Source organism: Paraglaciecola sp. (assembly GCF_039964565.1).
Taxonomy (GTDB): Bacteria; Pseudomonadota; Gammaproteobacteria; order Enterobacterales; family Alteromonadaceae; genus Paraglaciecola.
This window is the reverse complement of record NZ_JBDVXF010000006.1, coordinates 1-21,359: the sequence shown is the minus strand read 5'-3', so window position 1 is coordinate 21,359 and position 21,359 is coordinate 1. Positions and strand designations below refer to the sequence as shown.

Sequence of the window (21,359 nt, the reverse complement as noted above, 5' to 3'; positions counted from 1 at the left end):
TCTAAAAACTAGTCAACGACTACTTAGGATAAATAAAAGTTATAAATCAATCACAGATAAATCCAGGTAGGTACCCGCTTCTTCCGGTGTTTTTAACTTTGGAAGTGTTCCTATAAAAGGGGCATCTAATAGAGTTTTTAAACTACTAATGTTTTCTTTTAAAACAGGCATATCAGGATCCACTATATTCGCTACCCAACCGGCTATTTTTAAACCATCATTGCGAATACATTCAGCACTTAATACGGCATGATTCAAACACCCTAAACGCATACCTACAACCAAGATTACCGACAGATTTTGTTCGACAACAAACTCAGACAAATATCTCGGCCGACCTTCATAGTCGTTACCTAGTGGTAAACGCCAGCCGCCTGCCCCTTCAACAATCAAAACGTCGGGATTTTTTTGAAATATGCGATTAAACCCTTCTCGCACGGCATCGATAGAAATAGGCGGCGCGCCATTATCTCTGCTTAAGGACTGTGCAGCTAAATGTGGGGCGACCGCCGCTTCGAAAGCAATGGGGTTTACTTCATCATAACTTAGGTCAATACTGGAACGCCTTTGCAATGCCAAAGCATCTTCATTACGCAGGCCCTGTGGGGTCACGTTACAACCTGATGCGATAGGTTTATAGCCACCAGTTAACAGACCTTTCTGATTGAGTAAAACAAGTAATGCTTCACTGACAAAGGTTTTACCTACTTCGGTATCTGTACCTGTAACAAAAAATGCACGACGTTTTACTGATAAATGTCCCATGGGAATCCTATTTAACAACGAATTGAAGTTATTTACTGCAGTGTAAAAAGCAGACCTGATAAGTGAGTGGAAGTTGCATATTTTTAGCGTATTGCTGCTGATAATAGGTTTCAAGATGTTGCAGCTTCTTTCGGTTGAAGCCACTTTGACTTCGAGAAAAAGTACTATTGGTTGCTGTTGAGTTTTGACTGGTTAATACTACATTTGCGCCAATTGACTTAATCGAAGCCAACAGCGGTTTAATACCCTGATGCCAAGTGACATATTGTTTCTCGTACATATTCACTTGTAAACCCTGTTGTTTTGCCGCATCACACCAAGACTGAGCTGTAGCAAAATTGTTTACATGACGTTCACTATCAATGTTTAACCAACTGTCGTTTAATTGTTTAAAAGAACCGTCACACATAATGGCTAATATTGCCGTTGCCCCACTAGACATCACTCTGTTTATTTCGGCCATCACTTTTTGCTGATTGTCAGCCCATTGCAACACCATAGACGAAAACAGCATATCAACAGAATCATCTGCCAGCGGCAAACTATCTGCGTCACCTTGTAACCAACAAATAGACGGGTCAGCAACTACCTCATTTTGTTGCGCATATTGCAACATACCAAAGGCTAAGTCCATCGCTACTAACCTGTCGCACCTATTACTAAGACGCTGACTAATTCGCCCTGTTCCGCAACCAATATCTAATCCATTTTTGTAATGAGAAGGCAAATAAGTTAATGCGTCAAAGGCGATATCTAGTTGTACATCAGCAGCAGAATTATAGGTATTAGCAGCGCGACTAAACTGCTGGGCAATACGCATTTTATTGCGACTTGGAATTGTTGTACTAGTCATCAAGCGATTACCTTTTTGTTTTCCTGTAAAACAATCTGTAGCGCATCTACCAAGGCTTGAATATCACGAGATTCATGAGCTGCACTTAGGGTAATACGTAATCGATCGGTGTTTTTAGGTACGGTTGGATAACGTATTGCCGTTACCCATAATCCCAAGGACTTGAGTTTTTCACTTGCTAGTGAGGCTTGCTTTGCATCACCTATCAACAACGGTTGAATGGCAGAATTTGATGGTATAAGTGTCAAGCCTGCTTGATTGGCTAAAAATTTAAATTGTTCGATTCGTTGCGCAAGAATGTGGCGGCGTTCGGAATTTTGCTTAGCTTGTAAACTCATCAAGGTAGCATAGGCTTGTGCTGCCGGCATGGCGGTACTGTAGATATAATGCTTGGCGAAGTTGATTAGATAATCAATCAAGTCAGCACTGCCCGCGACGAAGGCACCAGCCGTGCCTATGGCTTTACCAAAAGTCGCCATCAATATTGGAACCTGTTGTTGGGTCATATTATGGGCTTCTATGACTCCCCTACCGTTTTCGCCTAAAGTACCAAAACCATGGGCATCATCGACCATTAACCAAGCATTTGACTCTTTAGATTTTGCCACCAACTCCGGTAAAGGCGCTTGGTCGCCATCCATACTAAAGACCCCTTCAGTGGCGACTAAAACGTTTTGTTGGGGGGATTTAATATTCGCGTTCAATAAACTCTGCAAATGCGGGAGATCGTTGTGTTTAAAACGCGATAACTTAGCCAATGAACCTTGCGCTCCTTCTATAAAAGAAGCGTGCATCAGTTTGTCGGCAATAATTAAATCCTGAAACTCACTATGCTTTTGTCCGAATAACGCTTGGCACACGGCCTGATTAGCGGCAAAGCCAGAATTAAACAGTAACACCTTGTCGCGATTGAGTTCAGTTGCCAAATACTCTTCTAACGCCCGATGCGCATTGGTGTACCCCGACACGAGAGGCGAAGCGCCGCTGCCACCGCCATATTCGCTTATACCATCAACCCATGCTTGCATTACCACGCTCGAACGCCGCATCGCCAAATAGTCGTTGCTAGAGAAATTAATATAGTGCTGACCAGCAATTTCTATCAACGCTCCTTGAGCGGAATCAATTGTTTTGCGCGAACGCAATAACCCTTCGCTGCGACGTTTATCAAGTGCCGCAGCAATAAAATCAAATGCCATTAGCCTGAAACAGTTTCAGCGTGTTTGGTAGAGGCGTCGTAAAATAAATTTTCACTGGTTTTGTCTTCGATTTCTTCTAATAAAGCCGCTTCATGGGCTTCATCTGAATACTCACGAGTTTGCGCAGAATTAATACCTAACTTTTTGAATAACATGACATCTTCATGTGTTTCAGGGTTTGATGTAGTTAACAACTTGCACCCATAAAAGATTGAGTTCGCTCCAGCCATAAAACACATGGCTTGCATTTGTTCATTCATCGCCTCGCGACCAGCGGATAAACGCACATATGACTTAGGCATCATTATTCTAGCAATGGCGATGGTACGGATAAATTCGAAATAATCGAGATCTTCTACATTCTCCATAGGCGTACCTTTCACTTTGACCAACATGTTGATTGGTACACTTTCAGGATGATGATCAAGGTTAGCCAATTGCAATAACAAACTTGAACGGTCAGTAGCTGTTTCGCCCATTCCTACTATGCCCCCAGAGCAAACATTCATACCTGCTCCTCTAACATTATCCAGTGTATCCAACCTATCTTGATAAGTTCGCGTGGTGATAATATCGCCGTAAAATTCTGGAGAAGTGTCTAGATTATGATTGTAATAATCAAGCCCAGCTTGTTTTAGAGACAGCGCTTGATCTCGCGTTAGCATGCCTAAAGTCATACAGGTTTCTAAACCTAGCTTTTTCACTTCTTTAACCATCTGCGTGACATAAGGCATATCCCTATCTTTAGGATTACGCCATGCCGCTCCCATACAAAAACGAGTAGAGCCAGTTTGTTTCGCTTCTTTAGCACGCTGAATGACCTTTTCCACTTCCATCAAGCGTTCTTTTTCTAATCCCGTATCGTAGCGCGCGCTTTGAGGACAATACTTGCAGTCTTCGGGGCAAGCACCTGTTTTAATCGACAACAAGGTACTCACTTGCACTTGGTTTGGATCGAAATGTTGCCTGTGAATAGTTTGTGCCTGAAACATCAAATCGTTAAACGGCAGATTAAAAAGAGTATTGACCTCTTCAATCGTCCAGTCATGGCGGATACTAGCTTGATTGATAGGTGAAGAAGGGTCTAAAGACACATTGTTTGAAGACATTGGAGCAACCTTTGATTTTCAGACTTTACTAAATGATTCAAGGCGCTTAGTCTATGGGGCACGACAGCATTGTCAACTTAATTTAAACCCAAACCTTTACAAGTGAACACATTTTGACCAATCAAAATTTACGCTTTGATCAGCAACACATTTGGCATCCCTATACCTCTGCAATTAATCCACTCCCGTGTTACGAAGTTAAACATGCGGAAGGAGTATATATTCATCTAGCAACGGGTGAAAAACTTGTTGACGGAGTATCCTCTTGGTGGACCGCAATTCATGGTTATAATCATCCTGATTTGAACCAAGCAATCAAACATCAAGTTGATGATTTTGCCCATGTCATGTTTGGTGGTCTTACCCATCAGCCTGCAATTGATCTATGTCGCACCTTGATCAATATGACGCCCCAAGGCCTTGACCGAGTTTTTCTCGCTGACTCAGGTTCGGTTTCAGTAGAAGTAGCAATGAAAATGGCTTTACAATATTGGGCGTGTCAAGGCAACTCTAACAAACACCGATTTATAACGCCTCGCAACGGTTATCATGGCGATACATTTGCGGCAATGTCTGTTTGTGACCCCGTAAATGGGATGCATAGTTTATTTACCGATGCACTTGTTTCGCAAATTTTTGCGCCGGCCCCTCAAACTCGTTTCGACCGTCAGTGGAATGAAGACGATATTCAACCCTTAGAACAACTCATTCAAACCCATCACAACGAACTCGCAGCCCTAATAATCGAACCGATAGTACAAAATGCCGGAGGTATGCGGATTTACCACCCTGAGTATTTAAAACGCTGCAGGCAACTTTGCGATGATTATAACCTACTGTTAATTTGCGACGAAATTGCCACTGGGTTTGGCCGTACCGGCAAATTATTTGCCTGTGAACATGCAGATATCAGCCCAGATATTATGTGTCTAGGTAAAGCGTTAACGGGTGGATACATGACACTTGCTGCCACTATTTGCTCCGAAGACGTTGCCCAAGGGGTGTGCCAAGGAGAGCCCGGTGTATTTATGCATGGTCCGACATTTATGGGCAATGCTCTCGCCTGCGCAGTGGCCAATGCCAGTCTCAAAATCATTCAACAAAATCGCTGGCAAACACAAGTTTCGCAAATTGAAGCGCAGCTTAAAACTGAGTTATCACCTTGCATGAATTTAGAAGCGGTCGCTGACGTACGCGTGCTGGGCGCAATTGGTGTGGTAGAGTGTAAAGCGGCGGTTAATGTAGCTGAATTGCAACAAGCCTTAGTGCAGCAAGGAGTGTGGATCAGACCATTCGGTAAATTGGTTTATATCATGCCTCCTTACATTATTAGCAAAGCACAATTGACACAATTAACCCAAGCCATTTACCAGGTTCTTAAATAGATCCTGGTCACTGATATCACTAATGAAAAACCGCAGGAGTTTGTTCAGTTAACTGTTGTAATTGCGCCTGTAAAAGCTGAGTGGCGGGATCCTTAGGGCACTTACGAATAAAATACTGGTAATCTGCAATCGCCACTTGAGTACAATCCAATTGATGCAATAAAAACCCTCTATCTCTTCTTTCATAGGGATCGTTAGGGCACAAATTAACCAACAACTCTACTGCAGTTAAGGCATTCGAATAACTTTTTTCGTTGATATAGGAGGCTTTCAAATTATGCAGTAACCTAACAATGGTTTCGTCACAACTCGCTTCATCTAAAGCTTCTTCTGGCATTTTTTCATCTTCCATTTCATGCAAAATAGAAAAATAAAGCGACTCCAAATCTTGGCGACTGAGCTGTTTACCGTTTAAGGGATCTAAATAAATACTAGCTTGATGAGGAAATCGACATTTAATTAAAAAGTGTCCAGGAAAATTCACACCGCAGACGTCAAATCCAAGTGTTTTACCCATAGATTGAAAAACAATAGCAAGGCTAACAGGAATGCCAGTTCGAAAATCAAGAACGTGATCTAACAAACTGTATTGACATGAAAAATAGTTTTTTTCATCACCACTAAACGCGAGCTCAACATAAAAAAACTGAACAAACCGCTCAAAACTATTTGCGTCGATATCAGTTGAGTTAATAAATGACTTGGCTTGCGCAACCCAGAGGCCTACCTGTTTTATATACGTATCTGGTACACAGTCACTAGGCTGAAACACACTAGCCAACTGCAAACTAGCCATCAGATAGTCCCCTTGACCGATAGCCTGTTTTAACTGTTTCACTTACCTTACCCCACTAAATTTGCTCACTCCTTTTTATCGGTTTAAGTGGTATAACCTTTACTGAAAATAACAGCTCATTTCACAATTAAAATCTAAGTCGCTGTAAAATCAAACATTAATGTGACAGAAACTCATTTAGAATAAAATCGGCTGTTTGCTGACTGCAACCATGCCAGCATAAGCTATCCAGCATAGCGCGCCAACTAACCCTACACCACGCATAAAACCATTGCGCCCCAATTTAAGTGCTAAAGTCACCATAAAGATGTACATCACTAAAGCCAGTAGTTTTTCAGTCACCCATGCATCTGCAAAAGGGTATTGTTTAAGTAAAATACATAAAGTAACAATAGTTATCAGTAGAATGGTATCAACTATATGAGGAACAATTTTCAACCACTTCTTTTGTGCCATGGGTGACTGCACCGCATTGAGTGCAAAACGAAGTAAAAGTAGCAGTACACTCAGCGCAATCGCTGTTAAATGGGTATGTTTAACAATTTCGTACATTCTTAATTAACCTTAAATTTATGAAAAAACCAATCAGCTATCGCCGCACAAACTTTGCATAATACCTTCAATTTCATCGATGTTTTCTTGCAAAAGTTCAACCATTTTTGGATCAAACTGCTGACCTTTCTCTGCAACAATGACCTCCATAACTTTTTCTAGCGGCCACGCTTCTTTATAACTACGCTTGGTGCGCATCGCATCAAAGGCATCTGCAATACTCGCTATTCTACAAAATATATGTATGCCTTCCCCTGATTTCCCCCTAGGGTAACCTTTACCATTCCAATATTCGTGGTGATCTCTAGCAATAAGTGCGGCGGCTTTGATGAGCGGCCGGTTAGAATCTCTCAATAGGTTGTAACCTATCTCAGCATGGTTTCGCACTTTGATCATTTCCTCGTTATCGAGGTTTCCAGGCTTCAACATGATCCTGTCAGAAATTCTAATTTTACCGATGTCATGTAATGGCACAGCTAGACACAGCGTTTTTAAATCTTGTTTCGATAGGTTGGCAGCTTTGCCCAACACTTCACAAATTTTTATCATTCGCTTAGTGTGGTTCTCACTGCCAAAATTTTCTTCCAAAGAATCCGCTAAACGCTCAATAACTTCCTTTTGTGTATCTTCAATATCTTTATTTAACAACACGTTATCGAACGCAATTTGAACATTCTGGGAAAATATTTCGATTAAATGTTTATCAGTTGCGGTTAATTTTCTTGGCAAGCCTGACATGTAAAGCAGCGAGCCTTTTTTAATTTTACTGTCGCAATATACAACGAGGTACTCATCTTCATAAACCATGGATTTATTGGCATAAGCTTGTTGACATGAAATTAACTCTCGTCCACTTATCACCTCCTCCAAACGATTTCCCTCTTTATTTTCGTATTCCCCTCTACCTGTAAAAACGTATAATTCTGAGCTGTTGTATTGCTCGATCGGTTTAGGCCCTACGACTGCAGAGGTTAAATAAGCGGTATCTCTTGTTCCCCCCAATAAAGACGCTAATTGTTGGACTATACCTTCGATGAAACTTTCTAGAGAATGAATACTGAATAGGTCCGCAGACGCAGAGATAATTTTTTCCAATCCCTGCCTATTTTCTTCAATAACAATAATATCGCGGTAGGAGCGAAGTGCGGAAATCACAACAGTGAAAAGTTTTTGCGCGGTCAATTCTGTTTTAGATTTGTAATCGTTAATATCATAATTAATGATCACATCGCGCTCCGGTGCTTGACCTGGTTGCCCGGTACGCAAAATAATGCGAGTAAAATGATTGTCAGCGTCGTTTCTAATAAAATCAGCTACTTTTAAACCCGCATCATCTGTTTCCATCACCACGTCTAAAAGCACCACAGCTATGTCATCGTGTTCTAAAAACACCTTTTTAGCTTCTTCGCCGTCAAACGCGCTGATGAATTCAAGATCTTTGTCTTGAAAAACAAAATCCCCGAGAGCGAGTTTGGTTACCGCGTGTACTTCAGGTTCGTCATCAACTATTAGGACTTTCCATTTGCCATGCCACTCAACTTCTTCTTCAGTATCTTCGGCGAACAAAATTTCGTCAGACATAACACTTTCCCTTAAAACAATGACTTGATAGTACGTTGTAGCTAATACTACCCTGCAAAAATTTTACGTTAAGTTATAACTAAATGCTTGAAACAACAACTCAAAAGGAAAGAAAAATCCATTTCAAAATACTGACGACATTTAAATACACCCGAAGGTGGCACGAGGCAAGCCGTTGAGATCACTTTCACTGTAGATTTTTTTAAACGTGTTCTCTTTAAAAATGGCTTCCACGGATGCGCTTTGCTGATATCCATGTTCAATAACTAACCAGCCGTTATGCGTCAGATATTGCCTGCTCTGAGCAACTATATGACGAATATCTTCGAGGCCGTCTAGCCCGGCTGTTAAGGCACTACTTGGCTCAAAACGCACATCACCAAGCTGCAAATAGGCATTGTTTTCTTCAATATATGGAGGGTTGCTAACAATTAAATCAAATTGTTGTTGAGTGACCGCACTAAACCAATCACTTTGCTTAAACTCTACTCTTTCAAGTTTATTCAAGACTGCGTTGTGTTTGGCAAGCGTTACCGCATCGGACTGTTTGTCTACACCAGTAATCACCCAATTGTGCTTTTCACTTGCCAGAGCCAACGCAATAGCCCCGGTACCAGTTCCTAAATCCAACACTTTTACACTCTCGGGTAAATCCAAAGTCAGTGCTATTTCCACTAAGAGTTCAGTTTCAGGACGAGGGATCAACGTAGCCGGAGTGACCTTTAAACGTAAGGTCCAAAAGTCCCTGTAACCGATAATATGTGCCACTGGATGACCGGCAGTTCTTTGCTCGATAAATTCTTCAAAGGTTTTCATCTGCAATTTATCTAGCAACTTTTCAGGCCAGGTATGCAGAAACACCAATTCTTTATTTAAACTGGCTGCTAACAATACTTTGCTATCAATCGCAGCTGATTCATGTAAACCATCATCACTCACACCTCTATCCCTGAGTTGAGTTTTAGCCCAATCTAATGCTTGCGCTATGGTAAGCAATGAATCCCCCAAAACAATCTAGTCGTCAGAAAGAGAAGACAACAGATCGGCTTGGTGCTCTTGTCTAATAGGCTCTAACACCGCATTTAAGTCACCTGCTATCACATCATCTAGACAATACAAGGTCAGATTAATACGGTGGTCAGTGACTCGACCTTGTGGAAAGTTATAAGTACGAATACGTTCTGAACGGTCTCCACTTGCCACTAGATTACGGCGGGTAGAAGTTTCATCTTCTAGGCGTTTGTCTTCTTCTAACTGAGTCAAACGAGATTGTAAAATAGCCATCGCCTTGGCGCGATTTTTGTGTTGCGAACGTTCATCTTGACACTCAACCACTATGCCTGATGGGTTATGGGTAATACGAATAGCAGAGTCGGTTTTATTTACATGCTGTCCACCAGCGCCAGATGCTCGAAAGGTATCAATCTTTAAATCTGCTTTATTAATTTCAATGGCTTCAGATTCAGGTATTTCTGGCATCACTACCACAGTACACGCAGAGGTATGAATACGCCCTTGTGATTCAGTATCTGGTACTCGTTGAACACGATGTCCACCAGACTCAAACTTCATAATACCGTAAGAACCGTCACCGATTATATTGGCAATCACCACTTTATAGCCGCCATGCTCACCTTCGTTGGCGGTCACAAGCTCAACTTTCCAGCCTTGTTTTTCAGCATAACGACTGTACATTCGAAACAAATCGCCTGCAAAGATTGCGGCTTCGTCTCCCCCTGCTCCCGCGCGGATCTCCACAAAACAGTTACTTTCGTCATTGGGATCTTTGGGCAATAACAAAACTTGTAGTTCTTGAGTAAATTGCTCGATGCTCTGTTTGGAGGTTTTATATTCCTCTTGAGCCATTTCACGCATTTCGGCGTCGTCTTCTTGCATCATCTCCTGAGCTGACTCAAAGTCTTGTTGGGCTTGTTGATAATCCCTAAAACACTTCACTACATCTTCTAGTTGTGAATATTCTTTGGTTAACCCTCTGTACCTGTCTTGGTCAGCAATCACTTCTACTTCGCCTAATAAGGCTTGAACCTCTTCGAAGCGTTCAATCAAGGTTTCTAGTTTACGTTGAACCGATTCTTTCATTATTTTCCTGTACGCGGACTAACTTGCCGCTAATTATCTGATTTTTTTAAGTCTAATGCATCAATTAGTAATGCTAGCTGCTGTGAATCTTGTTCACTAGCCGCATTTTTTAATGCCTTGGTTGGGGCATGAATGAGACTATTGGTTAATTTATTGGCAAGTTCAATAACGACTTGTTCGGCGTCTTTACCGTCTGCTAATTGGTTTAACGCTTTACTCACTAGGCTATCCCGCTGCATAGCACTTTGATCGCGAAACCCTTTTAAGACATCAATAGAAGTTTGACTTTGTTGCCAACGCATAAACTGTTGTACTTGTTGTTCTACCATATCATCAGCAAGTGCAGCCGCATCCTGTCGATTGGCTAAGTTTTTTTCTACTATTTGCTGTAAATCATCCACGGTATATAAATAGGCGTCGTCTAACTCCCCTACTTCGGCCTCGACATCACGAGGTACAGCCAAATCCACAAAAAACATTGGTTTATGTTTACGCTCTTTCAAGGCACTTTGCACTAAACCTTTACCTAAAATAGGAAGTTGGCTCGCGGTCGAACTGATAACAATATCAGCATCTTTTAAATGTTGCGGAATCTGCGCCAAAGTTAATACAGAGGCGTTTAGCGGCTCTGCTATTTTTTGGGCCCTCGCCAAAGTACGGTTTGCTACGGTGAGAGACTTAACATTCTGTTCGTAGAGGTGTTTAGCAACAAGTTCTATGGTTTCACCCGCCCCAATCAACAACACTCGACTTTTTTCTAAAGATGAAAAAATATGCTTCGCTAGTTGAACCGACGCATAGGCAACCGAAACAGCGTTAGCTCCAATATCTGTTTCATTACGTACTCTTTTTGCTACAGCAAAAGTGTGTTGAAACAATCTTTCAAAATAGCCTTTAATCACCCCAGAATTTCTAGCATCAGTAAACGCTTGTTTCACTTGCCCTAAAATTTGTGGCTCACCTAACATCATGGAATCTAACCCACAGGCCACTCTCATAATATGATTTGCCGCCTGCTGTTCGGTATACAGATAACTGTTTTCTTCTAAATCATTTAATTGCACACCATGAAAGTTAGCCAACCAATTCACAATATTCGTTGTCTGTTGTGAATCAAGCTGCGCATAAACCTCGGTTCTATTACATGTTGATAAAATCACAGACTCGGTTGCACCAGTGATTTGCCGCAGAGATGCCAGCGCTTGCACTATAGCATCAGGCGAAAACGCAATTTTTTCACGCAATTCAACCGGGGCGGTTTTGTGATTAATACCAAAAGCAATTAGGATCATGGAGTGATTAGACAAACTACAACAAAGGGCTAATTTATTGGCGGCATTGTACGCAAAAGGTAAAACTATTGAAAGCGATGTGCGTTGTATGTTCCTATTGACTCAATCGATTTTTCCTTTTGATGAGTGTGATCCATACTGTGGTAGTCAGACAACTGAACATAAAACAAACATTTTTTGCCCTTACCTTAATTTTTATTCTATTCGGTTGTGCTAATCCTCCAGCACCTTCAGTGAATTTGAATTCTTCATCGCATCAGGCGTCTTTGCAAGGACTAGACCACTGGTCTATTAGAGGTAAATTAGGCTTTAAAAGCCCGGACAAAAAACAAAGTGCAAACTTTAGGTGGCTACAATCACCACGACAATTCCAACTAAATATGACGTCGATCATTGGCACATCCCTTGTCAATATGAAAGGTGATGAAAACCTTGTCTCTTTGGTTGCAGATGATGAAACTTATCAAGATACCGATGCTAGTCGATTAATTTGGCGAGTGACTGGATGGCAAATACCAGTAGAAAATTTACGTTTTTGGATAAAAGGACAACATCAGCGTGCAGACTTAGTGCAAATTAGCGAACAAGGCTGGGTTAACCAATTACAACCGAACTGCGACAATTGTGAAAACTGGTTAATCAATTACGATAACTACAAAAAAGTAGGGCAAACTTGGTTACCCCATAAAGTGGTTTTACATAACAAAATCAACAATAGTCAATTGATAATTCGTGTCAACACATGGAATTTACATGAATAACCGCTCCCAGATATGGTGGCCAAGTCCTGCCAAACTCAATCTTTTTTTACACATTAACGGCCGTTACGAAAACGGCTATCACCAATTACAAAGTTTGTTTCAAATTCTTGATTATGGTGATGAACTCGCTTTTGATGTGAATTCGTCAGGTAAAGTTACGCTAGCGGACCCTATTGCAGGGGTTGCAGATGAAGATAATCTGATCGTAAAAGCCGCGCATTTATTAAAACAACATATTCCTGCGGCTCTATCTACTCATCTAGGTTGCACAATACACCTTAAAAAAAGGCTGCCAATGGGAGGAGGAATTGGAGGCGGCTCTTCAAATGCAGCCACCACATTGTTAGTCCTAAACCGTTTGTGGGGTTGCCAGCTGACGGAAACTGAATTATCAAAGCTTGGATTAAGTTTAGGTGCAGACCTGCCTATTTTTATTCATGGAAACACCGCCTTTGCCGAAGGGGTTGGCGAAAAATTACAACCAGTCAGCCTACCAAAAAAATCTTACCTAGTGGTATTTCCTGATAGCCATGTATCCACAGCAGAGGTTTTTTCTATGCCAAACCTCCCCAGAAATACCCCGAAGATTAACTTTAGCGATTTTAGTTTTGCAAACACCCACAATGATTGCCAACAATTAGTTTGTGATCGCTATCCGAATGTTGCAAAAGCATTACACTGGTTGTTAGAATACGCGCCGTCGAGGATGACCGGCACCGGAGCATGTGTGTTTGCAATATTTGATCATCATCAGGAAGCATTAAATATTCAATCCATGTTGCCAAAAGGCACGACAAGTTTTGTAGCAAATGGGGTAAATACATCCCTTTTACATAGCCAAATCCAAGCACATATATAGAAGTTTAATTGGGGTATAGCCAAGTGGTAAGGCAACGGGTTTTGATCCCGTCATTCGTTGGTTCGAGTCCAGCTACCCCAGCCATTTTTGATAATAATTTGGCGTTGGTGATATAAGGTTTTGATCTGTGACTATATCGTTGGTTCAAGTCCTGCTATCACAGCCATTTTTGATAATAATTTGCCGTTGGTGATAAAAGGGTTTGATCCTCGACTATGTCGTTGGTTCGATTCCAGCTACCCCAGCCAATTTAAAAATTTGGTTACTATGATGACAAGTTTTGCTGTACGGTTTTAATCGCAGACTCAACTTTAAAACAGCAACCAATTAATAAGCACTGAGGATATTACCGTGCCGGATATGAAGATTTTCTCTGGAAATGCAGTACCTGAATTGGCCCAGAAAGTAGCAGATAGGCTTTATACCAAGCTAGGACATGCAAGTGTTGGGCGTTTTAGTGATGGAGAAATCAGTGTCGAAATTCACGAAAATGTACGTGGTTCAGACGTATTTATTGTTCAATCAACTTGCGCTCCTACAAACGACAATTTGATGGAATTGATTGTAATGATCGATGCATTTCGACGTGCGTCAGCGGGTCGAATTACCGCGGTCATTCCTTACTTTGGTTATGCACGGCAAGATAGACGAGTTCGCTCTGCTAGGGTGCCTATCACGGCTAAAGTCGTAGCTGACTTTTTATCAAATGTGGGTGTGGATCGTGTTTTAACAATCGACTTACACGCGGAACAAATTCAAGGCTTCTTCGATGTTCCAGTGGATAACGCGTTTGGAACCCCCATTTTGCTAGATGATATGCGTCAACGTGATTTCCATAATCCGGTTGTAGTATCTCCAGATATCGGTGGTGTTGTACGTGCACGTGCCTTGGCAAAATTAATGAACGACACAGATTTGGCGATTATTGATAAACGCCGCCCAAAGGCAAATGTAGCCCAGGTTATGCACATTATTGGTGATGTGCAAGACAGAGACTGCATCATAGTTGATGACATGATTGATACAGGTGGAACCTTAGCCAAAGCTGCAGAAGCGTTAAAAGCACATGGCGCCAAAAATGTTTATGCCTATGCTACCCACGCTATTTTTTCGGGTAATGCTGCACAAAACTTACGTGACTCAGTAATTGATGAAATTATTATCACCGACAGCATACCTCTTTGCGAAGAAATAAAAGCCCTACCTAAAGTTAAACAATTGACCCTATCTAACATGCTAGCTGAAGCGATTCGAAGAGTAAGTAACGAAGAATCTATCTCTGCAATGTTTGAATACTAAAGTCGGTAGTGACTAAGTACAAAAAAAGCGGCTTCCTTTAGCCGCTTTTTTATTGCTAATTTAGAGCGCGAAGACATTGTTTCCGACACAGACTGGTGTTAATATTCGCCGCCCTTTTTTGGGGACGTTGTAGTTTTTATGGCAATTGTTAGAAAACTTACAGCACTTACGTAAATTTTGGTCGCAAAAATTTACACAAACATACTATATTATTTTGGAGTTACCACATGTCTGATGGAATTTTCACACTAGACGCAGAAGTCCGTACTGATTTAGGGAAAGGTGCGAGCCGCCGCCTACGTCACGCCGGTAAAGTACCTGCAGTCTTATACGGAGCGGGTAAAGAAGCCGTTTCTTTAACCCTTGATCATAACAAACTTTTTCAAGCCCAAGGCTTTGAAGCTTTTTACTCTCATGTTCTAACCTTGAATATTGGTAAAAAGAAAACAGAAGTATTGGTTAAGGATATGCAACGTCATGCCTTTAAACCTATCGTTATGCACGTTGACTTTTTACGTATTGACGCAAAAGTAGCACTTCACACTAACGTTCCTTTACACTTCATTAATGAAGAAAAAGCGGATTCAATTAAATTAAATGGTGGCCACGCTGAACATCACATGGTTGATGTTGAAGTAAGTTGTTTACCAGGCGATTTACCTGAGTACATCGAAGTTGACTTGTTAAACGTTGCACTAGATCAAACGATTCACTTGAGTGACTTAGTCTTACCTAAAGGTGTAACTTTAGTTGAGCTAAACAAAGGCGAAGACGACCATGATTTAGCTGTTGTTACAGTTAAACTTGCGAAAGGCCCTAAAGCTGAAGATGAAAGCGATGACGATGCAGATGCAGAAGAAGCACCTGCGGAATAAGTAGCTTGACTGATAAACAATTAGCGCACATTAGCCTAATTGTGGGCCTGGGTAATCCAGGCCCTGAATATCAGCATACACGTCACAATGCTGGTTCGTGGTTTGTAGAATCACTCGCAAAAATGTACAACTGCACCTTAAAATTTGAAAGCAAATTTTTTGGTTACACTGGTCGCATCTCGATTGGTGGTCAAGATATAAGACTTCTCATCCCTACTACCTATATGAACAAAAGCGGCCAAGCTGTTGCGGCAATGGCGAATTTTTATCGTATTCCACTGACAGGTTTATTAGTAGCATTTGACGAGTTAGACCTGCCTCCGGGCACCGCAAAATTTAAGACAGGTGGAAGCTCTAGTCAGAATGGTATTCGAGATATTGTTAGTAGCTTGGCCAATCAAAGAGATTTTTTGCGGTTGCGAATAGGTATTGGCCATCCAGGCAATAAGAACCGTGTGACCGGTCATGTATTGGGCAAAGCGCCACAAATAGAACAACAGCAAATAGAAGATGCGATTGACGAAGCAACTCGTTGCCTAGAAATATTAATCAAAGACGATCTCAAAAAAGCCATGAATAGATTGCATTCGTTCAAGGCAGAATAGAAATTCAATAAACAGATTAACTATGGCGTACACCGTCAGTTTATTTATACGAAATTAAGAGGAAAACAGAATGGGTTTTAAATGTGGCATCGTAGGTTTACCAAACGTCGGCAAATCAACACTTTTCAACGCCTTAACCAAAGCCGGAATTGAAGCGGCTAACTTCCCATTTTGTACTATCGAGCCGAATACCGGTGTGGTTCCGGTACCTGATCTACGCCTAGACAAACTAGCGGAGATAGTTAATCCCAAACGTACGATTCCTACCACTATGGAATTTGTGGATATTGCAGGTCTAGTTGCCGGCGCTTCTAAAGGTGAAGGTTTAGGCAATAAGTTTTTAGCTAACATTCGTGAAACTGACGCCATTGGCCACGTAGTTCGTTGTTTCGACAATGAGAATATTGTCCATGTTGCGGGTAAAGTAAGCCCTCAAGATGATATTGAAATTATCAATACCGAGTTGGCATTGTCAGATTTAGAAACGACGGAAAAGGCATTACACAGAGTCGCTAAACGCGCTAAAGGTGGCGATGCCGACGCAAAAGCCGAACTTAAAGTATTAGAAAAAATTAAACCTCATTTGGATGAGGGAGCGCTGTTACGTTCATTAGAGTTAGATAAAGATGAACTTAAGCTCATCAGTTACATGAACTTTTTAACGCTTAAACCTACCATGTATATTGCCAACGTTAATGACGATGGTTTCGAAAACAATCCATACCTCGACAAAGTGCGAGAAATAGCGGCAGCTGAAGGCGCGGTAGTTGTAGCGGTGTGTGCTGAAATCGAAGCCGAGATTGGTGAACTGGACGACGAAGAAAGAGCTGAATTTATGGCGGATATGGGCTTGGATGAGCCTGGTCTGAACCGAGTTATCCGTTGTGGTTACGAGTTGCTTGCACTTAACACCTATTTTACCGCTGGTGTTCAAGAAGTACGCGCTTGGACTTACCGAGAAGGCTCCACTGCGCCGCAAACCGCGGGAGTGATTCACACTGACTTCGAAAAAGGATTTATTCGCGCAGAAATTATCAGTTATGAGCACTTCATCGAATTCAACGGTGAACAAGGTGCCAAAGATGCCGGTAAATGGCGTTTAGAAGGCAAAGAATATATTGTTAAAGATGGTGATGTCATTCACTTTAGGTTTAACGTTTAGACATCAGTTTAACGTAAAAACCTGTTAGGTTCTCCAACACCACATCAGTGTTGGAGAATTCTCGAAAGCCGCCCTTAAAGGCTAGTTTGATTGAGAGCCTGGGTTAATATTTTACTAAACCTCGTAAAATCCTCAATATGTGGTAAGTGACCTAAACCCTGCATTTCGTATAACCTTCCATTTGGGATCATATTCAAAACTTTCTTACCTAATTGGTCATATCTCCCAAGTTCGTAGTGATTTCCTTGTTTTTGCCAATTTCTGCCAGGACCGGTTCTATCCCTAGTTCCGAGAATCAAGCTCACCGGCATCGATAAGAGTTCAAATTCGGTGACTACTGGTTGCGTAAATATCATGTCATACGTTTTAGCATTGACCCATGCAATTAACGCTTTATCAGGTCCATTTAATTGCCCAATCATAAAGTCTGTTAAGGCCGCATATTGTTCATTCCATTGACCATCATAATAAAACTTTCGTTGATAATCTTTCACACCTTGAGCGGTTTTATTAAGTTCATTCTTATAGAAAAAGTCGCTGTCTTTGTATTCAACATATTCCAAGTAATTTTCTAAGCCTATAGGATTAAGCAATATTAATTGCTTAGTGAAATTTGGGTACATTAAAGCAAAACGGCTCGCTAACATCCCTCCCATAGAATGTCCAAGAACGATAGTTTCTTTGACTTTCAGACTATCCAACAGACTTTTTGTATGACTGGCTAACACAGCAAAAGAGTATTGATAATCTGTTGGTTTAGAAGACTTGCCAAAACCAACTTGATCCACCATTAACACACCGTAACCCAACTTTTGTAAAAAATTTGCTGTGGTGGCCCAATAATCGGCAATAAAGTTTTTACCATGAAGCAGCGTCACTACGGGTTTGTTTGCTTGTCCCGGCAAAATACTATAGGCGAGTTGCAGTGTTTTACCTTGGGATTGCAACTCAAAGAACTTAACTTCTTGACTATAGTCATATTGACTAAGCACAGCATCATAGGAAGCAGTCGTGTTTTTTTGTGGTTGTTGTGGCACTTGCGCAGCTACATTGTTAATTAAAAACAACAAGCTCAAAAGTGTTGTTACTTTTCGAAATCCAAACATAGCCTAGGCCTTTTTAAAAAATATAAACTGTTACAGATTACAAAGATGTCGTTCAAAATGAATAGTTCACTACAGATGTGTATTTTTGGGAACTTATGCTGCCAGAATCTAAAATGCTCAGCTGATAGGCCTTTGTGTAATGCGTAAATCTGAATTTTAATGGTGCGACCAAAAATTCAACTCATCAGTCGATTAAATCGATTGATGAGTCATGCTCAAAAACAAATATCTACTCTTGCGAAATAAAATACGTACCACTTTCAATGTAAGTTACTAGGTAAGATTTACCAGCTGTGCCAATGGCACAAAGGTCAATCTCAGTGTCGGCAATGCTCAACTCATCACAATTGGCGATACTATACCCTCCACTGACCTCTCCTTGAGTAGAAGAGGCAATATCTGCACCAGCGATGGCGATAGTGTATGCGCCATCAGCAAATACTCTTACTTTGTATTTGTCGGCTTCTGGTGCTTGTTCCTTTTCAAAAATATCTACAGCTCGAGATTGCCCGTCTTGCCATGCAATAACCCAGTAATCCTCTTTATCATCTAAGGTGACTTCTGTACTTGCTCTATTTTCGCCATTATTAGCATCTTGAATTGCAAAGTCTGTTTTATCGTTATCGGATACCCACTCATAGCGGTGGTTGTCGCTAACATCTTCAGCTAGAACTTCTAGTTCTTTAAAGTCACTGTTGAATACATCTCGATTAAAAAGCTCACTTTTGACATGAATTGAAACGGCCCTATCTAAGGTATTCACAACCGCAATATCAGCGTAGGAATCCGTTTCAATTTCTTCAAGAATTTCATCCGCTATTTTATCTGACTCACCACATGCAGTGACGAGAAAAAGAGGAAAACATAGTGCCACTAACGACATACGACAATTGATTGGTAACATAAAAACTTCCTTGAAAGTAATGAATAGGCCGCTAGTTTATCTGAAAGCGCGGCCTCAATATCGTAAATATTTGTAAAGGTTTGAATTAGAATAATTCAAAGTGTGTCATTAGTTATAATGTACGCTAGGCAGGGAAACCTAGCGTGATTCAATTGACAACTAGGAACTAAGTCGCTTCACCAGATTTAGGGTTAGGACCATACTCATTGTCGTCGTGGCTATCTTGCACCAAAAATACGATTAGAATAATAATGCCGATAAGTGGGATGAAAGAAATCAATTGCCACCAACCAGTACGTCCTGTGTCGTGAAGACGTCTAGCAGCAATACTGATACTAGGGACTAACATAGCGAGTGAAAAAATCAGCGAAAGGAAACCAAGCCCCAAAATCGCATCAAGAACAGAAACAAGAATAATTAAAATCGTGTAAATCAGAAAAAACATCCAATATTCTTTTCTTCTTGCTCGACCTGTGAACTCTGCATATTTTTGTAACGCTCCAATAAAATAATCCATATTGGATCCTCCTTGTTGTTGTGTTTAGAAATAGTAAAAATTTTACGTTTGCTGAAACTGAAAAATACAGTCCCCTTCTCAAAATTTTTTATTTTGTCTTATACATTGATAAAAATATCACTTTTTAGGGCAAGCTCTTTTTTGCCAAGCAGCGATAAAGAAGCGATAAAGAAGCGATAAGTGAATAAGACAAACTTCACTACGATACCCTGTTTCGTTTAAATTTCCAGTTTGGTTTCACTAAAAATAATCAGCAATTAACACCGAGTTTGTAACTTAGTAATAATAATTAAATAGCCCCAAAACAGTTAATGTTTAGTATGCTTTTTCTTTTTGAAAGAGAACCAAATAATTGATAACAAGAAGAAAATGGGAAAGACTAATAATAATGAAGGCCAAAACCAACTAAAAAAGGTGTCCATCACAAATCCCCAGTTAGTACCAGAAGCCGAATGGAAGATAGAACTTGGATTTTCGAGCCATTCTAATACAGTAACAAGTGTTGAAACGCCCAAACATACTAAGACGCTAACTATTACGGATAACCTTGCTATGACTTTCCAGTTTTTTATCATGTGATTTACTTACTTTTGTGTAGTATTCATATTAACGGCCGGGCTACATTTTTTATATGCTATATAAATAGTATTGCTTTTTATCACGTTATTAAATAGTCATAATTGTATGAGATACATGACTGCGTATTTGCAATTAGTACGCTCAATTTGGGTGAGTCTCAGTGTTTTTTGCTTAATCAGACAAAAAATTGCTGCCACTTGCTTAGTATCTAACCAAACAGACACTTTATTGTCATAAAACGGTTGACGACAAAAACCTAGATCAGCATAATACGCGCCACTTCGGAGACGGAGTGATTTAGTGGCTACATAGCTCAGTTGGTTAGAGCACATCACTCATAATGATGGGGTCGCAGGTTCGAATCCCGCTGTAGCCACCACTTTTATCTCATGCAGGATAAAAGTATGCGGGAGTGGTGGAATTGGTAGACACGCTGGATTTAGGTTCCAGTGCTTCACGGCGTGAGAGTTCGAGTCTCTCCTTCCGCACCATTATTGTAGTTTTTGTTGGGGTATAGCCAAGTGGTAAGGCAACGGGTTTTGATCCCGTCATTCGTTGGTTCGAGTCCAGCTACCCCAGCCAATTTTAAGAAATTTGGCTGTATTAGAATTCTTTAAATTGATATTGTAAATTCAGGGACATCCATGACTGTTTCCTGAGAATAGATGACGGCAAGTCATTCTGTTACTCTCTTGGGGTATAGCCAAGTGGTAAGGCAACGGGTTTTGATCCCGTCATTCGTTGGTTCGAGTCCAGCTACCCCAGCCATATATAAGAAAAACGCTAAGCATTTGCTTGGCGTTTTTTGTTTTAGCTGTGCAATTAAAACAACAGGTTTTGATCCGTTACTATGTCGTTGGTTCGAGTCCAGCTACCCCAGCCATATATAAGAAAAACGCTAAGCATTTGCTTGGCGTTTTTTTGTTTTAGCTGTGCAATTAAAACAACAGGTTTTGATCCGTTACTATGTCGTTGGTTCGAGTCCAGCTACCCCAGCCATTTATAAGAAAAACGCTAAGCATTTGCTTGGCGTTTTTTGTTTTAGCTGTGTAATTAAGAC

20 protein-coding genes and 5 tRNA genes are annotated in these 21,359 nt (G+C 40.9%); 12 read left to right on the top strand and 13 right to left on the bottom strand.

The features are described 5' to 3' along the window. Window positions 1-39 precede the first annotated feature (39 nt). Genes bioD through bioB form a run of 4 tightly spaced genes read right to left on the bottom strand, consistent with a single transcriptional unit; the run spans window position 40 to window position 3,926 of the window. Window positions 40-765 carry a dethiobiotin synthase gene (gene bioD, locus ABJK37_RS03090; protein WP_348350004.1) on the bottom strand — a complete coding sequence of 242 codons (726 nt, stop codon included), beginning with the start codon at window positions 763-765 and terminating at the stop codon, window positions 40-42. 28 nt (window positions 766-793) lie between these two features. Then, window positions 794-1,618 carry a methyltransferase domain-containing protein gene (locus tag ABJK37_RS03085; protein WP_348350002.1) on the bottom strand — a complete coding sequence of 275 codons (825 nt, stop codon included), beginning with the start codon at window positions 1,616-1,618 and terminating at the stop codon, window positions 794-796. Beyond that, window positions 1,618-2,817, bottom strand: coding sequence for an 8-amino-7-oxononanoate synthase (locus tag ABJK37_RS03080; RefSeq protein ID WP_348350000.1), 1,200 nt, complete (start codon window positions 2,815-2,817; stop codon window positions 1,618-1,620). The genes ABJK37_RS03085 and ABJK37_RS03080 overlap by 1 nt, the downstream gene beginning before the upstream one ends. Further along, the gene (gene bioB / locus ABJK37_RS03075) at window positions 2,817-3,926 is read right to left on the bottom strand and encodes a biotin synthase BioB (protein ID WP_348349998.1); all 1,110 of its coding nucleotides are present in this window, start codon (window positions 3,924-3,926) and stop codon (window positions 2,817-2,819) included. Before bioB ends, ABJK37_RS03080 begins: the two co-directional genes overlap by 1 nt. 113 nt (window positions 3,927-4,039) lie before the next feature. Here bioB and bioA point away from each other — a divergent pair, with 113 nt between their 5' ends. Further along, window positions 4,040-5,311: an adenosylmethionine--8-amino-7-oxononanoate transaminase gene (bioA, locus tag ABJK37_RS03070; RefSeq protein ID WP_348349996.1), complete on the top strand. Its 1,272-nt coding sequence runs from the start codon at window positions 4,040-4,042 to the stop codon at window positions 5,309-5,311. A 19-nt stretch (window positions 5,312-5,330) separates the two neighbouring features. Here bioA and ABJK37_RS03065 read toward each other — a convergent pair whose 3' ends face one another. The 6 genes from ABJK37_RS03065 to hemA all read right to left on the bottom strand — a co-directional run bounded on the left by ABJK37_RS03065 (window position 5,331) and on the right by hemA (window position 11,632). Next, window positions 5,331-6,149 carry a tetratricopeptide repeat protein gene (locus ABJK37_RS03065; protein ID WP_348349994.1) on the bottom strand — a complete coding sequence of 273 codons (819 nt, stop codon included), beginning with the start codon at window positions 6,147-6,149 and terminating at the stop codon, window positions 5,331-5,333. Between the two features lie 135 nt (window positions 6,150-6,284). After that, a complete protein-coding gene (locus ABJK37_RS03060; RefSeq protein ID WP_348349992.1) occupies window positions 6,285-6,659 on the bottom strand; it encodes a SirB2 family protein in 375 nt (124 codons plus the stop codon). Window positions 6,660-6,692: 33 nt separating this feature from the next. Next, the gene (locus ABJK37_RS03055) at window positions 6,693-8,240 is read right to left on the bottom strand and encodes a DUF3369 domain-containing protein (RefSeq protein WP_348349990.1); all 1,548 of its coding nucleotides are present in this window, start codon (window positions 8,238-8,240) and stop codon (window positions 6,693-6,695) included. A 141-nt stretch (window positions 8,241-8,381) separates the two neighbouring features. Next, the gene (prmC, locus tag ABJK37_RS03050; RefSeq protein ID WP_348349988.1) at window positions 8,382-9,236 is read right to left on the bottom strand and encodes a peptide chain release factor N(5)-glutamine methyltransferase; all 855 of its coding nucleotides are present in this window, start codon (window positions 9,234-9,236) and stop codon (window positions 8,382-8,384) included. 18 nt (window positions 9,237-9,254) lie between these two features. Beyond that, window positions 9,255-10,340 (bottom strand): peptide chain release factor 1, encoded by a 1,086-nt coding sequence (gene prfA, locus ABJK37_RS03045; protein WP_348349986.1) that lies wholly within the window; start codon window positions 10,338-10,340, stop codon window positions 9,255-9,257. A gap of 29 nt (window positions 10,341-10,369) precedes the next feature. Then, window positions 10,370-11,632 carry a glutamyl-tRNA reductase gene (gene hemA / locus ABJK37_RS03040; RefSeq protein WP_348350463.1) on the bottom strand — a complete coding sequence of 421 codons (1,263 nt, stop codon included), beginning with the start codon at window positions 11,630-11,632 and terminating at the stop codon, window positions 10,370-10,372. A gap of 233 nt (window positions 11,633-11,865) precedes the next feature. Between hemA and lolB the strand changes: the two genes are divergently transcribed. The 7 genes from lolB (at window position 11,866) to ychF (ending at window position 17,193) form a co-directional block, all read left to right on the top strand. Then, window positions 11,866-12,393 carry a lipoprotein insertase outer membrane protein LolB gene (lolB, locus tag ABJK37_RS03035; RefSeq protein ID WP_348349984.1) on the top strand — a complete coding sequence of 176 codons (528 nt, stop codon included), beginning with the start codon at window positions 11,866-11,868 and terminating at the stop codon, window positions 12,391-12,393. Beyond that, a complete protein-coding gene (gene ispE / locus ABJK37_RS03030; protein WP_348349982.1) occupies window positions 12,386-13,252 on the top strand; it encodes a 4-(cytidine 5'-diphospho)-2-C-methyl-D-erythritol kinase in 867 nt (288 codons plus the stop codon). The genes lolB and ispE overlap by 8 nt, the downstream gene beginning before the upstream one ends. Before the next feature lie 9 nt (window positions 13,253-13,261). Beyond that, window positions 13,262-13,336: transfer RNA gene (locus tag ABJK37_RS03025), tRNA-Gln, on the top strand. Between the two features lie 267 nt (window positions 13,337-13,603). Beyond that, entirely contained in the window at window positions 13,604-14,551 is a 948-nt protein-coding gene (locus ABJK37_RS03020) for a ribose-phosphate pyrophosphokinase (RefSeq protein WP_215933362.1), read from the top strand. Window positions 14,552-14,778: 227 nt separating this feature from the next. Continuing rightward, entirely contained in the window at window positions 14,779-15,426 is a 648-nt protein-coding gene (locus ABJK37_RS03015) for a 50S ribosomal protein L25/general stress protein Ctc (protein ID WP_348349979.1), read from the top strand. A gap of 5 nt (window positions 15,427-15,431) precedes the next feature. Continuing rightward, window positions 15,432-16,031, top strand: coding sequence for an aminoacyl-tRNA hydrolase (gene pth, locus ABJK37_RS03010; protein WP_348349977.1), 600 nt, complete (start codon window positions 15,432-15,434; stop codon window positions 16,029-16,031). A gap of 70 nt (window positions 16,032-16,101) precedes the next feature. Beyond that, on the top strand, window positions 16,102-17,193 hold the full coding sequence (gene ychF / locus ABJK37_RS03005) for a redox-regulated ATPase YchF (RefSeq protein ID WP_348349975.1): 1,092 nt from the start codon (window positions 16,102-16,104) through the stop codon (window positions 17,191-17,193). A 74-nt stretch (window positions 17,194-17,267) separates the two neighbouring features. On the opposite strand, the gene ABJK37_RS03000 is transcribed toward ychF, so the two are convergent. The 3 genes from ABJK37_RS03000 to ABJK37_RS02990 form a co-directional block, all read right to left on the bottom strand. Further along, complete coding sequence (locus tag ABJK37_RS03000; RefSeq protein ID WP_348349973.1) at window positions 17,268-18,299, bottom strand: alpha/beta hydrolase; 1,032 nt, start codon at window positions 18,297-18,299, stop codon at window positions 17,268-17,270. A gap of 229 nt (window positions 18,300-18,528) precedes the next feature. Next, window positions 18,529-19,203, bottom strand: a complete 675-nt coding sequence (locus ABJK37_RS02995) for a hypothetical protein (protein WP_348349971.1) — start codon at window positions 19,201-19,203, stop codon at window positions 18,529-18,531. 166 nt (window positions 19,204-19,369) lie between these two features. Then, window positions 19,370-19,720, bottom strand: coding sequence for a DUF805 domain-containing protein (locus tag ABJK37_RS02990; protein ID WP_348349969.1), 351 nt, complete (start codon window positions 19,718-19,720; stop codon window positions 19,370-19,372). Window positions 19,721-20,601: 881 nt separating this feature from the next. On the opposite strand from ABJK37_RS02990, the gene ABJK37_RS02985 reads away from it, so the two are divergent. The 4 genes from ABJK37_RS02985 (at window position 20,602) to ABJK37_RS02970 (ending at window position 21,067) form a co-directional block, all read left to right on the top strand. After that, window positions 20,602-20,678, top strand: a tRNA-Met gene (locus ABJK37_RS02985). A gap of 27 nt (window positions 20,679-20,705) precedes the next feature. Beyond that, window positions 20,706-20,790, top strand: a tRNA-Leu gene (locus tag ABJK37_RS02980). A 16-nt stretch (window positions 20,791-20,806) separates the two neighbouring features. Further along, window positions 20,807-20,881 (top strand) — tRNA-Gln (locus tag ABJK37_RS02975). Between the two features lie 111 nt (window positions 20,882-20,992). Continuing rightward, window positions 20,993-21,067: transfer RNA gene (locus tag ABJK37_RS02970), tRNA-Gln, on the top strand. Window positions 21,068-21,359: the final 292 nt, after the last annotated feature.

What these genes read in the sequence shown, in the direction of transcription:
- ABJK37_RS02990 (WP_348349969.1), bottom strand. Translation starts at nt 19,720, where the DNA reads ATGGATTATTTTATTGGAGCGTTACAAAAATATGCAGAGTTCACAGGT.
- ABJK37_RS03055 (WP_348349990.1), bottom strand. Translation starts at nt 8,240, where the DNA reads ATGTCTGACGAAATTTTGTTCGCCGAAGATACTGAAGAAGAAGTTGAG.
- ABJK37_RS03060 (WP_348349992.1), bottom strand. Translation starts at nt 6,659, where the DNA reads ATGTACGAAATTGTTAAACATACCCATTTAACAGCGATTGCGCTGAGT.
- ABJK37_RS02995 (WP_348349971.1), bottom strand. Translation starts at nt 19,203, where the DNA reads ATGTTACCAATCAATTGTCGTATGTCGTTAGTGGCACTATGTTTTCCT.
- ychF (WP_348349975.1), top strand. Translation starts at nt 16,102, where the DNA reads ATGGGTTTTAAATGTGGCATCGTAGGTTTACCAAACGTCGGCAAATCA.
- ABJK37_RS03085 (WP_348350002.1), bottom strand. Translation starts at nt 1,618, where the DNA reads ATGACTAGTACAACAATTCCAAGTCGCAATAAAATGCGTATTGCCCAG.
- prfA (WP_348349986.1), bottom strand. Translation starts at nt 10,340, where the DNA reads ATGAAAGAATCGGTTCAACGTAAACTAGAAACCTTGATTGAACGCTTC.
- ABJK37_RS03080 (WP_348350000.1), bottom strand. Translation starts at nt 2,817, where the DNA reads ATGGCATTTGATTTTATTGCTGCGGCACTTGATAAACGTCGCAGCGAA.
- bioB (WP_348349998.1), bottom strand. Translation starts at nt 3,926, where the DNA reads ATGTCTTCAAACAATGTGTCTTTAGACCCTTCTTCACCTATCAATCAA.
- ABJK37_RS03000 (WP_348349973.1), bottom strand. Translation starts at nt 18,299, where the DNA reads ATGTTTGGATTTCGAAAAGTAACAACACTTTTGAGCTTGTTGTTTTTA.
- bioD (WP_348350004.1), bottom strand. Translation starts at nt 765, where the DNA reads ATGGGACATTTATCAGTAAAACGTCGTGCATTTTTTGTTACAGGTACA.
- ispE (WP_348349982.1), top strand. Translation starts at nt 12,386, where the DNA reads ATGAATAACCGCTCCCAGATATGGTGGCCAAGTCCTGCCAAACTCAAT.
- hemA (WP_348350463.1), bottom strand. Translation starts at nt 11,632, where the DNA reads ATGATCCTAATTGCTTTTGGTATTAATCACAAAACCGCCCCGGTTGAA.
- ABJK37_RS03015 (WP_348349979.1), top strand. Translation starts at nt 14,779, where the DNA reads ATGTCTGATGGAATTTTCACACTAGACGCAGAAGTCCGTACTGATTTA.